12 protein-coding genes are annotated in these 13,382 nt (G+C 59.7%); 7 read left to right on the top strand and 5 right to left on the bottom strand.

All coding sequences use genetic code 11. The features are described 5' to 3' along the window. Positions 1–105: 105 nt before the first annotated feature. From dnaN to AC2FNY_RS09320, 3 genes are read left to right on the top strand one after another with little or no spacing between them, the layout of a single operon-like run. Positions 106–1,224 (top strand): DNA polymerase III subunit beta, encoded by a 1,119-nt coding sequence (gene dnaN, locus AC2FNY_RS09330; protein ID WP_234140379.1) that lies wholly within the window; start codon positions 106–108, stop codon positions 1,222–1,224. A gap of 59 nt (positions 1,225–1,283) precedes the next feature. Further along, positions 1,284–2,384: a DNA replication/repair protein RecF gene (gene recF, locus AC2FNY_RS09325; protein WP_496802270.1), complete on the top strand. Its 1,101-nt coding sequence runs from the start codon at positions 1,284–1,286 to the stop codon at positions 2,382–2,384. Further along, positions 2,381–3,001: a LysE family translocator gene (locus tag AC2FNY_RS09320; RefSeq protein WP_496802269.1), complete on the top strand. Its 621-nt coding sequence runs from the start codon at positions 2,381–2,383 to the stop codon at positions 2,999–3,001. The genes recF and AC2FNY_RS09320 overlap by 4 nt, the downstream gene beginning before the upstream one ends. Here the strand turns inward: AC2FNY_RS09320 and AC2FNY_RS09315 are convergent. After that, on the bottom strand, positions 2,994–3,581 hold the full coding sequence (locus tag AC2FNY_RS09315; RefSeq protein WP_234140382.1) for a TetR/AcrR family transcriptional regulator: 588 nt from the start codon (positions 3,579–3,581) through the stop codon (positions 2,994–2,996). The genes AC2FNY_RS09320 and AC2FNY_RS09315 overlap by 8 nt on opposite strands. 106 nt (positions 3,582–3,687) lie before the next feature. Between AC2FNY_RS09315 and AC2FNY_RS09310 the strand changes: the two genes are divergently transcribed. Beyond that, positions 3,688–4,281: an NAD(P)H-dependent oxidoreductase gene (locus tag AC2FNY_RS09310; protein WP_496802268.1), complete on the top strand. Its 594-nt coding sequence runs from the start codon at positions 3,688–3,690 to the stop codon at positions 4,279–4,281. A gap of 84 nt (positions 4,282–4,365) precedes the next feature. Then, entirely contained in the window at positions 4,366–6,783 is a 2,418-nt protein-coding gene (gene gyrB / locus AC2FNY_RS09305; protein ID WP_496802267.1) for a DNA topoisomerase (ATP-hydrolyzing) subunit B, read from the top strand. 454 nt (positions 6,784–7,237) lie between these two features. Here gyrB and AC2FNY_RS09300 read toward each other — a convergent pair whose 3' ends face one another. Next, positions 7,238–8,125, bottom strand: coding sequence for a tyrosine-type recombinase/integrase (locus AC2FNY_RS09300; protein ID WP_496802266.1), 888 nt, complete (start codon positions 8,123–8,125; stop codon positions 7,238–7,240). 564 nt (positions 8,126–8,689) lie between these two features. Between AC2FNY_RS09300 and AC2FNY_RS09295 the strand changes: the two genes are divergently transcribed. Both AC2FNY_RS09295 and AC2FNY_RS09290 read left to right on the top strand, forming a co-directional pair. Beyond that, on the top strand, positions 8,690–9,124 hold the full coding sequence (locus tag AC2FNY_RS09295) for a helix-turn-helix domain-containing protein (protein ID WP_275671106.1): 435 nt from the start codon (positions 8,690–8,692) through the stop codon (positions 9,122–9,124). After that, positions 9,124–9,699, top strand: a complete 576-nt coding sequence (locus AC2FNY_RS09290) for a hypothetical protein (protein WP_234184644.1) — start codon at positions 9,124–9,126, stop codon at positions 9,697–9,699. Before AC2FNY_RS09295 ends, AC2FNY_RS09290 begins: the two co-directional genes overlap by 1 nt. Before the next feature lie 604 nt (positions 9,700–10,303). Here the strand turns inward: AC2FNY_RS09290 and AC2FNY_RS09285 are convergent. From AC2FNY_RS09285 to AC2FNY_RS09275, 3 genes are read right to left on the bottom strand one after another with little or no spacing between them, the layout of a single operon-like run. Further along, a complete protein-coding gene (locus tag AC2FNY_RS09285; protein WP_234184645.1) occupies positions 10,304–10,795 on the bottom strand; it encodes a hypothetical protein in 492 nt (163 codons plus the stop codon). A 40-nt stretch (positions 10,796–10,835) separates the two neighbouring features. Continuing rightward, on the bottom strand, positions 10,836–12,569 hold the full coding sequence (locus AC2FNY_RS09280) for an alginate export family protein (RefSeq protein ID WP_234184646.1): 1,734 nt from the start codon (positions 12,567–12,569) through the stop codon (positions 10,836–10,838). 21 nt (positions 12,570–12,590) lie between these two features. Then, positions 12,591–13,382 (bottom strand): SDR family oxidoreductase, encoded by a 792-nt coding sequence (locus AC2FNY_RS09275; protein WP_234184647.1) that lies wholly within the window; start codon positions 13,380–13,382, stop codon positions 12,591–12,593.

Genomic DNA, 13,382 nt, shown 5'->3' with positions numbered 1-13,382 from the left:
CTCTTGACGCTGTTGGCGTTAGGCCCGAGAAAACCAAAAAAGCCTTGTGTCGAAGGGGGAACCCGCTAGTTTGCCCTTCCCGGCCCATTCGGAGGATGAAGGGACATGAAGATCAGCATCGAACGCGGCGCCCTGCTGAAGGCCGTTGCGCAAGCGCAATCGGTTGTCGAGCGCCGGAACACGATCCCGATCCTTGCCAATGTGCTGATCGAGGCCGAGGGCGAAGGGGTACAGTTCCGCGCGACCGATCTGGATATCGAAGTGGTCGACAAGGCGCCTGCCATGATCGAACGGCCTGGCGCCACCACCGTTTCGGCCACCACGCTGCACGAGATCGTGCGCAAGCTGCCGGACGGAGCGCTGGTCACCCTTACCGCAGATGCGGCGGCTGGCCGGTTGACCGTCGATGCCGGTCGCTCGAACTTCTCGCTGGCGACTCTGCCGCGCGAGGATTTCCCGGTGATGGCGTCGTCGGAGTACCAGTCGAATTTCACCGCCAACGCTGCGGTTCTGCGGCGTCTGTTCGACAAGTCCAAATTCGCCATCTCGACGGAAGAGACCCGGTATTACCTGAACGGTGTCTACATGCATGTGGCCGATGGCGATGGCGGCAAGGTGCTGCGCTGCGTTGCTACCGATGGCCACCGTCTGGCACGGATCGACGCCGATCTGCCGGCGGGTGCGACGGACATGCCCGGCGTGATCGTGCCCCGCAAGACCGTGGGCGAGCTGCGCAAGCTGCTGGACGATGACGAGATGGATATCGCGGTGTCGGTGAGTGAGACCAAGGTCCGCTTTGCCACACCCGATATAACGCTAACCTCCAAGGTGATCGACGGTACATTTCCTGACTACACCCGTGTTATCCCTCAGGGGAATACAAGGCGGCTCGAGGTGGACGCCTCGGAGTTCGCTAAGGCTGTGGACCGGGTTGCTACCGTCAGCTCGGAGCGCTCGCGCGCGGTCAAGCTGCAGCTGGACGAAGACAAACTGGTCCTGTCGGTGAATGCACCTGATAGTGGAGCTGCGGAAGAGGAACTGGCTGTTGCCTATGGTGACGAACGGCTCGAGATCGGGTTCAACGCAAAGTACCTGCTGGAGATTGCCAGCCAGGTGGATCGCGAAAACGCGGTGTTCCTGTTCAATTCCTCGGGGGATCCGACCCTGATGCGCGAAGGCAATGATCAGAGCGCGGTCTACGTGGTCATGCCGATGCGCGTCTGATCGCGCTGACGCGCGATGCCTCCGGCGGAGGTATTTTCGAACAGAAGAAGGGAGGGGTCATGGCACTGGCCCTGACCGCAATCACGATCTCGCATTTCCGGTCGCATCACTTGCTGCGGCTCAACCTGGACGAGCGGCCCGTGGCGATCCATGGGCCCAACGGGGCGGGCAAGACTAACATTCTTGAGGCGGTGTCGATGTTTTCGCCCGGGCGCGGTATGCGCCGGGCCAGCGCCGCCGAGATGACCCGGCGCCCCGAGGCGCTGGGTTGGAAGCTGAGCGCCGAGCTTGTCGCGGGGCATCAGCGCCACGAGATCGAAACCTGGTCCGAGGGCGGCGCCGCGCGGCAGGTGCGCATCGACGACAAGGCGGCCAGCCAGGTGGCGCTGGGGCGGTTGGTGCGGATGGTCTGGCTGGTACCCTCGATGGACCGTTTGTGGATCGAGGGGCCAGAGGGACGGCGGCGCTTTCTGGACCGGATGACCATGAGTTTCGAGCCCGATCATGCCGAGGCTGTACTGACCTATGAAAAGGCCATGCGCGAGCGCAATCGCCTGCTGCGCGAACAGGTGCGGGACGCTCATTGGTATCTGGCGCTGGAAACCCAGATGGCGGCGGCTGGACACCGAATTCACGCTGCGCGCCAGAGCGCCCTGACCGCGTTGGCCGCAGCGCAGACCCAGGCCGAAACCGCCTTTCCTACCGCCGATCTTGAGTTGACCCAGACCGAAGGTGCGCTGCCCGAAAGCGAGAGCGATCTGCGCGAGGCATTGGCCGAGAGCCGGTTTCGCGATCTGGCTGCAGGGCGCACATTGGTGGGGCCGCATCGTAGCGATCTGTACGGTGTCTATGCCGCCAAGGGGGTGCCCGCCAGCGACTGTTCGACCGGCGAACAAAAGGCGCTGCTAGTTTCGCTGATCCTGGCCAACGCACGCGCGTTGGCCGAACAGGTGGGATCACCGCCGGTGTTGCTCTTGGACGAGATCGCGGCCCATCTGGATGCGGGGCGCCGCGCGGCGCTTTATGACGAGATCTGTGCGCTGGGCGCGCAGGCCTGGATGACCGGAACCGGGCCTGAACTGTTTGCCGAACTCGGCACGCGAGCGCAGACCATAGCGCTGGTCGAGCATAACGGTGAATCGGAGATGGTAGAAACATGACGCTTTCGGCAATCGACCTGGCACTTTATGCGGGGGCGGTTTTCGTACTGTTCCTGACGCCTGGCCCGGTCTGGCTGGCATTGACGGCGCGTACCCTGTCGGGCGGATTTCAGGCGGCCTGGCCGCTGACGCTGGGCGTGGTGGTGGGCGACAGCCTATGGCCTGTTCTGGCGGTTCTGGGTATCGGCTGGATCACGGCTGCCTCGACCCAGATTGCGCTGGTGCTCAAGGTGGTTGCGGTGCTGGTCTTTGTCACCTTGGGGATCGTCACGATCCGCAACGCAGATCGGACCATCGCCAGTGACAACCGGTTGACCCGGCCTGGTATCTGGGCCGGGTTTCTGGCGGGGCTGGTGGTGATCCTGGGCAACCCCAAGGCGGTGCTGTTCTATATGGGAATCTTGCCGGGTTTCTTCGATCTGGCGAACGTCACCACCACCGATATCGTTGCCATCGTGGCGGTGTCGCAGGTGGTGCCGCTGGTGGGCAATCTGATGCTGGCGGCTTTTGTCGATCGGGTGCGGCGGGTGTTGAGCTCGCCCCGTGCGCTCAGGCGGATGAACTTGATGGCGGGTGGCATGCTGATCGTGGTCGGGTTGATCCTGCCCTTTACGTGATCAGCCAAGCTGCCAGAAAGGGATAGAGCGCCTCGGCTGGCGTGCCGGTGGGCTGACCGCCCTGACAGAAGCGGATCGCGATAACCTGGTTGAGGAAGGCCTGAATGCCCTCGGCCAAAAGGGCAGGGGGATGATCGCCGCGAACGGTGCCCGCCGCTTGCATGCTCACGATCCAACCTGCCCAAAGGTCGATCTGACGGTAAAAGCCCTGGGTCACAATCTCATCCCGCTCGGCCCCGGTCGAGCCGGAATAGCGAAGCAACAGATCAAAGATCACCCGGTCGCTGGCGACAAAGTCGAGCAGGGGCACCAGACGTTCCATCAATTGCGGCAGATCGGCGGGTGGGGCGGCGTTCTCCATCTCGTCGATGAGGCGCATCACCTCGGCCCCGATCAGAACGGCGAGCAATCCGTCCTTGTCGCTGAAATGCGAAAACAGCGTACCCTTGGCAACGCCGGCGGCCTCGACCACATCCTCGACCCGCAACCCGGCATATCCCTGAGCGTCAACCAAGCGCGCGGCTTCGGCCAGCAGGCGGGCGCGGGTTTCCAGGCGGCGTTTCTGCGGTGGGCGGGCCATGGCTGTCCTTTCAAAAAAATGACCAGGGTCAAAAATATATATTGACCTTGGTCAATTTCTGTATATTTAAATTGACCAAGGTCACTTTTGCAGAGGAAACAGGAAAATGTCCACACGTAAAATCATCATTCTCAACGGTCACCCGGGTCAGTCGTCGCTGTCGAAATCGCTGTGCGAGGCCTATGCCAGCGCGGCACGCGAGGGCGGCCACCAAGTGCGCTATCACGATCTGTCGCAGATGCGGTTCGACATGGATTACGGCGAGGGTGGGTACAAGAACACCAAACCGCTGGAGCCCGAGTTGGAGGCGTTTCTGGCCGATCTGGAATGGGCCGAGCATGTGGTTCTGGCGACGCCGCTCTGGTGGGGGGCGATCCCGGCCAAGCTGAAGGGGCTGTTCGACCGTTCACTGTTGCCGGGGCGGGCCTTCGACACTCGCAACACCAATTTCATGGGGGTTCCAGCGCCGCTGCTCAAGGGGCGCACGGCGCGGGTGCTGATGACATCGGACACGCCGGCGATGTTGTTGGGGCTGTTTTACTCGAACGCGATCAAGAAAGTTCTGGCCCGTCAGATCCTGGGTTTTGTCGGGATCAAGCCGGCCCGCTTCTCGACATTTGCCCCCGCCACCGGTGCCGAGGGCGACCGGGTCCAGAAGTGGCTGCGCAAGGCCGCGCAGATGGGTGCAAAAGCGGCCTGAAACAATTGCTGAAAATCAGGCCCGGGCCGTGACATTCCCCTGCGGGTTTCGTATAAAATCACAAAAATACGAAGGAAGGCGCGAATGTCCGAAATCGAGCAACCCGGAAATGAGTACGGTGCCGATTCCATCAAAGTTCTCAAGGGCTTGGAGGCCGTGCGCAAGCGGCCCGGGATGTATATCGGTGACACCGATGACGGTTCGGGCCTGCATCACATGGTGTATGAGGTCGTCGATAACGGTATCGACGAGGCGCTGGCGGGCCATGCCGACCATGTGACGGTTAAAATTCACGCCGACAGCAGCGTTTCCGTCGCCGATAACGGTCGTGGGATTCCGGTGGATATCCACGCCGAAGAGGGGGTCTCGGCCGCCGAGGTGATCATGACCCAGCTGCATGCGGGCGGCAAGTTCGACAGCAACTCCTACAAGGTGTCGGGCGGTCTGCACGGCGTGGGTGTCTCGGTGGTGAACGCGCTCAGCGACTGGCTGGAATTGCGTATCTGGCGCCACGGCAAGGAGCATGTCGCCCGGTTCGAGCGGGGCGATACGGTCGAACATCTGCGGGTGGTCGGAGAGTGCGGCGACCGCACAGGGACCGAGGTTCGCTTCCTTGCCTCGACCACAACATTCTCGAACCTCGACTATGTGTTCGAGACGCTGGAAAAACGCCTGCGCGAACTGGCCTTCCTGAACTCGGGCGTGCGCATCATCCTGATCGACGAGCGCCCGGCCGAGCGGCTGGAAACCGAGCTGTTCTACGAAGGCGGCGTGCGCGAGTTTGTCAAGTATCTGGACCGCTCGAAAACGCCGGTCATGCCGGTGCCGATCTATTTCAAGGGCGAGCGCGACGATATCGGCGTCGAGATCGCGATGTGGTGGAACGACAGCTATCACGAGACGGTACTGCCCTTTACCAACAACATCCCGCAGCGCGATGGCGGCACCCATGTCGCAGGTTTTCGCGGTGCCCTGACGCGCACCATCAACAACTATGCTCAATCAAGCGGCATTGCGAAAAAGGAGAAGATCAACTTTACCGGTGATGATGCGCGCGAGGGGCTGACCTGTGTGCTGTCGGTGAAGGTACCCGATCCGAAATTCTCATCCCAGACCAAGGACAAGCTTGTCTCGTCCGAGGTGCGTCCGGCGGTCGAAAACCTGGTGAACGAGAAACTGGCCGAGTGGTTCGAGGAGAACCCGAACGAGGCCAAACAGATCGTCGGAAAGATCATCGAGGCCGCGCTGGCCCGCGAGGCCGCCCGAAAGGCGCGTGAATTGACCCGGCGCAAGACAGCGATGGATGTGAACTACCTCGCTGGCAAGCTCAAGGATTGTTCTGAAAAGGACCCGTCCAAGACCGAAGTGTTCCTGGTCGAGGGTGACAGCGCCGGCGGCTCGGCCCAGACCGGGCGCGACCGTCGTACGCAGGCGGTGCTGCCTCTGCGGGGCAAGATCCTGAACGTGGAGAGGGCGCGGTTCGACCGGATGCTGGGCAGCCAGGAGATCGGCAACCTGGTGATGGCGCTGGGCACCGGTATCGGGCGGGATGAATTCAACATCGACAAGCTGCGCTACCACAAGATCGTCATCATGACCGACGCTGATGTCGACGGCGCGCATATCCGCACCCTGCTGCTCACCTTCTTCTACCGGCAGATGCCGGAATTGATCGAGGGCGGGTATCTCTATATCGCGCAGCCGCCGCTATACAAGGTCGCGCGCGGCAAGTCCGAGGTCTATCTCAAGGATCAGGCGGCGCTGGATGACTATCTGATCCAGCAGGGCGTCGAGGGCGCGGTACTGAAGCTTGGCAATGGCGAAGAGATCGTCGGCCAGGATCTGGCCCGAGTGGTGGACGAGGCGCGGCAGCTGAAACGCGTGCTCGACGCCTTCCCGACCCATTATCCCCGCCATATCCTGGAACAGGCCGCCGTGGCCGGTGCCTTTGTCGCCGGAGCGGTCGACGCCGACCTGCAAGGTGTGGCCGACAAGGTTGCCGCGCGGCTCGACCTGATCGCGCTGGAGTATGAGCGCGGTTGGCTGGGCCGGATCACTCAGGATCACGGTATCCGGCTGGCCCGCATCCTGCGCGGCGTCGAAGAGGTGCGGACGTTGGACGGCCCGATGCTGCGCTCAGGCGAGGCGCGCAAGACCGGCAGCTTTACCCGCAGCCTGCAGGAGATCTATACCCTGCCCGCGATGTTGGTGCGCCGCGACCGGACGCAGGCGATCCACGGCCCGCTGACCCTGCTCAAGGCGATCCTGGACGAGGGCGAAAAGGGCCTGACGCTGCAACGCTACAAGGGTCTGGGCGAGATGAACCCGGAACAGCTGTGGGAAACCACGCTGGATCCCGATGCGCGCACCCTGTTGCAGGTGCGGGTCAATGACATGGTCGAGGCCGACGACATCTTTACCAAGCTGATGGGTGATTCTGTAGAACCGCGCCGCGAGTTCATTCAGCAGAATGCGTTGAGTGTAGAGAACCTGGATTTCTGATTCTATTGTTCGGGTGCCCCGTAGCGATGCTGGGCATCCGAATGCTAGAAATGCGCGCTTGGTTAAGATGTCTTTCTTAGCTCGAGAAAGAGAAGGCAATCCGAGCCTGTTGCATACTAGATGAATCGCGAAATGGGGCTGTGGCGGGTTATTACCATGCAACAGATTTGTTGAGATTGGTGTTCAATCTTGAAGAGCTTACCTGCCATCGGCTCCATGCCGGGGATAATCTGGAAACCAGGTCGGTGTTGGGCTGAGGCATAAACTAAGAACAACAAAGGCGCCCGAGGGCGCCTTGTTTTATTGGTCGGAGTGAGAGGATTCGAACCTCCGGCCCCTGCCTCCCGAAGGATCGGGCCGGAACCTAACCCCCTGTATTTATTGTGATGCGTTGCCATTTGACTGCTCCTTTGTTCACGTTTGTGACGGTCTATTTCCGGAAATGATCCGGACGTCAGATTGCATCCGCCGCCCCGCGTTGATGGTCCGGGTGGTGGTGCCCATAATTCTTTTCGAGTGTCTCAAGGGTCATGCCCAGAAAACCGCAAGCATCCCACTTGGGAGCACCCTTCTGCATGAGCCAGGTGGCACAAGTGTGCCTCAGGGTGTGCGGCACGACTTTCCGGTCTCCCTCGGTCTCGAGGCCTGCTGCAACAACAGCGGTTCGAAACGCACGCTTGATATTCTGCAACGACTTGCCGCGATGGGTGAGAACGAATTCGTCTTCCGGAAATCGCCTCCGCCTGCGCAACAAGTGTTTCTTCAGGCGCGTGGGCAACCTTGAGCTCGGGCGCTCCTTCTTGGTCCGCCGTCGTCCAACCGGGTTCCAGTAGATGATGTTGCTGTAGAAATCGACATCGGACCAACGCAAGGACAGAATCGCTTCCTTCCGCTGGCCCGTCAGCAATCCGATACGGAGAAACAGAGTCAGGTGTTCGGTTTTCGCCTCCGTCGGCACACCATCTTCCAAAGGGGCATCGAAGCTTCGCGAGGCTTGTATCAGCTTTATCGCTTCATCGCACGTCAGGAACCGGATTCGGCCTTCGGGCTTCGGTGGAAGTCGAACGGCTATCTTGCGCGTGATCAGCTGATCTTCTTCGGCACACCGGATAGCGGTCGACAACAGGCTGAGTTCTCGTCTCAGCGTGCCGTCCTTTAGCCCCTTATCACCCCGGCCCTTTCGTCGCTTCTGGCAATACTCCTTGATAAGTGCATCATTTATATCGCCAACGGCATAGCCATCGAAGAATCGGATGATCGGCTTGGCCGCATTGGCCAGGCGCTCCGGATCGGTGACGTCATCAAGCCGTTTTGCCAGGTAGTGCGAAATTGCGTCGGCCACATAGAATTCGTGCGGCTCAACTGCTCGATCTGGCCTAAAGCGTCTTAGCTTCCACTCTGCGAAGTAGAGTTCAGCCTGGTCGCGATCCCCAGTGCCAGTCGAGTGCTCGCGGCTGCGTCCCCCCTCGGTCCAGTAGATGTACCAGTTACCCTCGGACGGGCGCTTGCGGTCGCGCTCAAGGCGCGGCGGGGATGATCTTCTTGGCATGCCTTCACCGTGAAATTGTCAACGTAACGCTCCCATGCGCCGGAAGGGATCTTCGGATTTCGGCGCCCAGGGGCCGTGTAGATGTGGTCCAGCATGTCCTCGCGGATCAGGTAACGCACGTTGGACACCGGAATGCCGACGCGCTCGGCCAGTTCTTTCGGGGTTTCCAAGAGCTTTTGCACGCTTCGCCTCCTTAACAGTGTGCTCACAAATCGAAGCAGTTGTTTTCATTTTGCGTTCAGATTGAAACAAAAGTACGCTGATCTTACGTGAATCGAGCGCATTGCCACGATTTATGGTCATATGTTACTCATATAACCAGTATTGTGGTTAATGCAACCAATAAAAAGGTTGTCAATGACAGTTCCCGGTTTGGGATATCGCCTTGCGGCAGTGCGAAACATGGCGAGTCTCTCCCAAGAGGAGATGGCGCAGCGCCTAGGCACCAGCCGGAGCGCATACCAGTACTATGAGCGCAGCCAGCGGGACTTAACGGCGTCACTGCTATTAAAAGTCTACGAGGAATTCGATGTTGATCCGCTCTGGATGCTCGAAGGCGACTCGGAAGGCGGCAAGAGTCGAAGGCACGAAGAGATTGCCGCCGCCTATCGCAAAATCGGAATCGCGGTCGAGCGCCGGATCATTGAACGCGGGCTGACTGTGACCCCCGAAAAGAAATGGGATGCCATCGAATTTCTCTTCGATGAATTCCTGAACACCGATGCCCTGTCGATTGAAGGTGGGGAACCGGAAACAACCAGAATCGACAGTGTATTGAGGCTAGTAAGCTGATGCTAAATGAAAAATTTCCCGATGATGTACTCAAACTACGCCCACGTAAGCTGCGGCTTGGCCAGGATATTGAGCGCCTACTAGAAAGCGCCTGCCGGGCTGAAGAAAACCTTGAATGCGAGTGTCAAAAGAAAAACCTCCGTCCGAACGCGGACAGCATCAATGCGTTCCGCTGCGCAGCCTGCGGACAGGTCGAGTACATAACGCGCGAGTATTGTCGTTGCGGCCACTACCTCGCAGGCCAAGTTATGGACGAATATCTGGCATGGGAACACGACCTGGCCAAAACCCATGACAGGTTGGCTGTGGAAGCCAAAGAAAAGATGAAGCCGGTTAGGTGGGCAACCGTAGCCGCCATGCCCTTCTTGATATGGCCACTTATCCAATCGTTGCTCAACAGCGGGCAATTGCCACTGGTTGCGTGGCTGTGGTTCGTTCCGGGGATAGTAATTCTTGGCCTGTGCGCACTGACCGAGAAGGTTGTTACCAGGAAACGCAATGCCAGCGCCTATGTGGTCGAAAACGCCACCTTCGAACAATTTCTAGCTGAACGCATTCCCGTCCCGAGTAGCTAATTTCACATGAGCAAAGCCCTACAGATCGACGCGCTCGTCGCGCGCTGGAAAGACACCGGCGGGAGCGCGCATGCCAGACTCGAAGAATTTTGGTCAGTGCTCACCGTGTCGTCACACCATCATGTTCAGGATTTGACGGGAACGAAGGCAGTCTTCGGCGGTGATCTTTTTCCATCTGACCACAGATTTTTTCGTCAGACGCGTATCATTTAGCTGGTGCGGGGACTTTCTCAGAGCGAGGACAATTTTCCTAAACCTGCCGTTCGCTTCAACAGGGGCGAACTGGTAAGATGCGGGACCAAACGGACCTTAATCCATTCCGTCTCAATCAACGCGATAGCGGCTCAAACCGGTCATTGATTTCAGGCGCAGAGAAGTTCCGGTTCGAGCTCAAGTAGTACGTTGGTGGTCGTAACGGTTGTCGCGACGATGGCTTGCTCCAGATCAAAGCCATGCAAACGGACGTTTGGTACCTTTTGCGCCATCGTTAGGGAGGCGAGGATGCTTGGTAATCCCCCACGATTCAAGTTCAAGCCGAAACGCTTTAGGCGCAGGACCCTCAACGGGTGCAATCGACGGCACCCTGCAGGAGTTTCGCAACGCGTCACCTGATCCCAGGCGCCTCCTGCAGCGCCTTTGGCGCACATGCCCGAATGGTCATGTAATTGACCACGGCGGAGATCACGCCGGCAATGAGGCCCAGCAGGACGATCCCCAACCAGAAGGGAACCGTTACCGAGCCGACAATCCGTTGCCAGAGCACGGCGAAGGTTACGATAACGCCGAGTACGAAGAAGCCGTTCTTCACCGTCATCCAGAGAAAGGTTGGATAGAAGGGAGGTTTCGGGCCCTTAACTGTCGTGTATGCAACAACGGTTAGGATCATCGCGAGGCTCACACCGAGCGGGACCGCCGCTCCGAATACAGTATGCGCTTCGTTGGTGATCGCATCGACCGTAAGCGGCAGCGGACCGGACCCCGAGAGAAGCCATGCCTGAATGCCACCGTTGATCACGGCGTTGATTACGCCGCTCAGGAGGGCGCCTTTCAGGATCTCAGGCTGCGTCATCGGGGAATGGTTAGTCGGGTCGGTCATGTCTGTCGCCTTTTCTGTGCTTGGCATAAAGTGTTAGATGTCAGAAACTGACATAGAGGCTGGCCTGCAGCGTAGTCCAAGGATCGCCAGCACCGATGTTGGTAAGCGCATCGCCGGGAACGGCGTGCGATGCGACGACCTGTAGATATCGGTTGCGGTCCAGGCTCCACCGCAGCGCGACCGAGAACTCATTTCCGATATCTCGGGACGTGAGATTGGCCAGTGCCGGATTTGCGCCCAGGTTGTTGAACTCGTCGGCGCGCAGAAGGTGCCAGTCAAAGGTCAGGTTCATGCCTTTGCGAGGCACAAGGTTGAGCTGGATACGATGCGTGTTCAGGTTGGCGTTGCGATAGACCTTGCCGAAGGACAAGCCCTGAAGCCAATTGCCCAGCCCCGTACTCATCAAGGAGTCAAAGCGCTCGTAGGTGGACGTATTGGGATCGTCGCCCGAGAAGCTGGCATATCGGTATGAGATGCTCGGACTCCAGGGCAAACTGCTCCAGATATAACCGACGGAACCATAGTAGGCATGCGCCCGCATGTCATAGTTGGAATTGGTCTGTCTGTAGGCCTCGCCCTCGAGCCAAAGGTGGTCTGACGAGGTCGGCCGGTAAAGACCATGCAGGCCCCATGTCGTCGTGCCCTTGCGCGCCAGCGACGCGCCGTACGGCGTCCGATAGGTCGAATCGGAGGTGGGAATGGTGATGATGCTCGCGTCCGCCGAAAACGCGTCGGTGAACTGATATCCCAGGTTCAAACCGGCAAACGTGGTATTGGATTCCAGGTTCTCCAACTCGTCGGGGTCGATATAGAACATTGAGAACCGCGACCGGCCGAACTCGCCCGTGGCCAGAGCCGAGAAATCCGTGGAATTGCGCGGTCCGAGATATGTCGCGCCTCGCTCTCCCGCATTCGATGAGCCGGAAACCATGGAAATCAGGAAGCCGTTGTTGAGAGTCCATGTCTGCCGTCCAAACGAAAGCTGTGCCGTGTTCCCGCTTTTCGGATCGGCATAGAGGATACCGACATATCCTTTCTCGGGATGCAGGAAGTTGCGGGCATCGTTCCTGAAGATGTCCTGCCCGCGCGACACGCTGAACAGCCCGCTCAAGGCCCCAAACAGGTAGTAGTCGCTGTCCCCAAGCTGGGTTGCCCCGCCCAGGCCGAACTCGAGATAGGCTTCGCTCCACGTTGTTGCACGCCCAGGCAACTTGCCTGCAATCGGGCTGAACTGGTTGAAAAGAGCCGGCGCGCCGAACCAGGGGCTGCTGTCAGAATAAACACCAGCACCGGTATTCAATATGAAGGTCAGTTTGCTCCTGTCGTCCTGATAGATCACCGGAAAGCCGGGGCGGGTTTCGTCCGCGGCGCCATCCGGGGTTTGGGTGGCCGTCACGTCTAGAGACACGACAACACCCAGCACGCCGCGATCGCCCTGATAGGTGGTGCGATGGGTTGCGGCTCGAACGAGCCCCCGAGAGACCAGAAAGCCTGTCGCGGTATCAACAATCGCTGGACGATAGGCCCGACCCACGAGCGCGTTGGTTGCCGCGCGCGCGGCCTTCAGAGCGGCCGCGTCCCGCGCCGGGTCGCCGCTTGACGTCCCGATCACGACATCCACGCGCGAGATCGAGTGGCCGGTCGCAGACTGCCCCAGGGGCAAGACAGAGGCGCCGTACTGGCCAGCGTTGTCTTGCGCCAGTGCGGGATAGCCTGCGCCGGCTCCGATCAGGGCGACAACGCAGGCAACCAGAGCTTTCTTCGGCGACATCATGACCGACGCGATGGGATCGGATTATCCGAAGAGGCGGACGACGTGGCCGCCGCCGTGGACGTTGATGATCTGCCCGCTCACCCAGCTCGATGCGGGGGAAGTGAGGTAGAGCATCGCGTTCGCGATGTCCTCGGGTTTGCCCGGGCGGCCGATGAGGTTGTCGGGGTGCTGTAGCCGTTCCTGCATCTCGGGCGTTATCCCTGCATCCGCGTAGCCAGGGGTGATCACGGTGCCAATCAGGACGGAATTGACGCGCACCTTCGTCGCCAGCATATGCGCCAGCGATACCATCATCTGGTTTAGCGCGGCCTTTGCCGTCCCATAGGGCAGGATATCGGCGGCAGGCACCGCCGACGAGAAGGAGCCGGAGTTTGTGATCGAAGCATTCTCGGCTTTCTCGAGATGCGGCAGGCAGGCCATACTCATCCGGTAGGCGCTGACCGTATTCAGGTTGTAGGACTTCAGAAACTCTTCTCTCGTGATCGCGGCCGGGTCAGGCTGGCGCCCACCCCAGCCGACATTGTTGACGAGGGTGGATATGCCGCCAAAGGCTTCGACCGTGGCATCCACGACAGCTTGAATGTCCTCATCCTTGGTTACATCGCAACCCATGCCGCGCACTTCGTTGCCGGTCTCCTTTGCGATGTCCGACGCCGTGTCGGCAGACTTCTCGGCTTGCAAGTCGCAGATCATGACTTTCGCGCCAGCCGCAGAAAGCGTTTTGGCGACTTGCGCGCCAATGTTCTGCGCAGCGCCGGTGATGATTACGTTGTGGCCGTCCAAGCGGAAATCGGCGAATGCATCAATACTCAT

Source organism: Ruegeria sp. BHSC223, from assembly GCF_059613025.1.
This window is presented reverse-complemented; position numbering and strand designations above follow the sequence as displayed.

Bases quoted from the DNA above. Each gene is read 5' to 3' on its own strand.
- AC2FNY_RS09320 (WP_496802269.1), top strand. From the start codon at position 2,381: ATGACGCTTTCGGCAATCGACCTGGCACTTTATGCGGGGGCGGTTTTC.
- AC2FNY_RS09310 (WP_496802268.1), top strand. From the start codon at position 3,688: ATGTCCACACGTAAAATCATCATTCTCAACGGTCACCCGGGTCAGTCG.
- gyrB (WP_496802267.1), top strand. From the start codon at position 4,366: ATGTCCGAAATCGAGCAACCCGGAAATGAGTACGGTGCCGATTCCATC.
- AC2FNY_RS09290 (WP_234184644.1), top strand. From the start codon at position 9,124: ATGCTAAATGAAAAATTTCCCGATGATGTACTCAAACTACGCCCACGT.
- AC2FNY_RS09275 (WP_234184647.1), bottom strand. From the start codon at position 13,382: ATGAGTATTGATGCATTCGCCGATTTCCGCTTGGACGGCCACAACGTA.
- AC2FNY_RS09285 (WP_234184645.1), bottom strand. From the start codon at position 10,795: ATGACCGACCCGACTAACCATTCCCCGATGACGCAGCCTGAGATCCTG.
- AC2FNY_RS09295 (WP_275671106.1), top strand. From the start codon at position 8,690: ATGACAGTTCCCGGTTTGGGATATCGCCTTGCGGCAGTGCGAAACATG.
- AC2FNY_RS09315 (WP_234140382.1), bottom strand. From the start codon at position 3,581: ATGGCCCGCCCACCGCAGAAACGCCGCCTGGAAACCCGCGCCCGCCTG.
- AC2FNY_RS09280 (WP_234184646.1), bottom strand. From the start codon at position 12,569: ATGATGTCGCCGAAGAAAGCTCTGGTTGCCTGCGTTGTCGCCCTGATC.
- recF (WP_496802270.1), top strand. From the start codon at position 1,284: ATGGCACTGGCCCTGACCGCAATCACGATCTCGCATTTCCGGTCGCAT.
- dnaN (WP_234140379.1), top strand. From the start codon at position 106: ATGAAGATCAGCATCGAACGCGGCGCCCTGCTGAAGGCCGTTGCGCAA.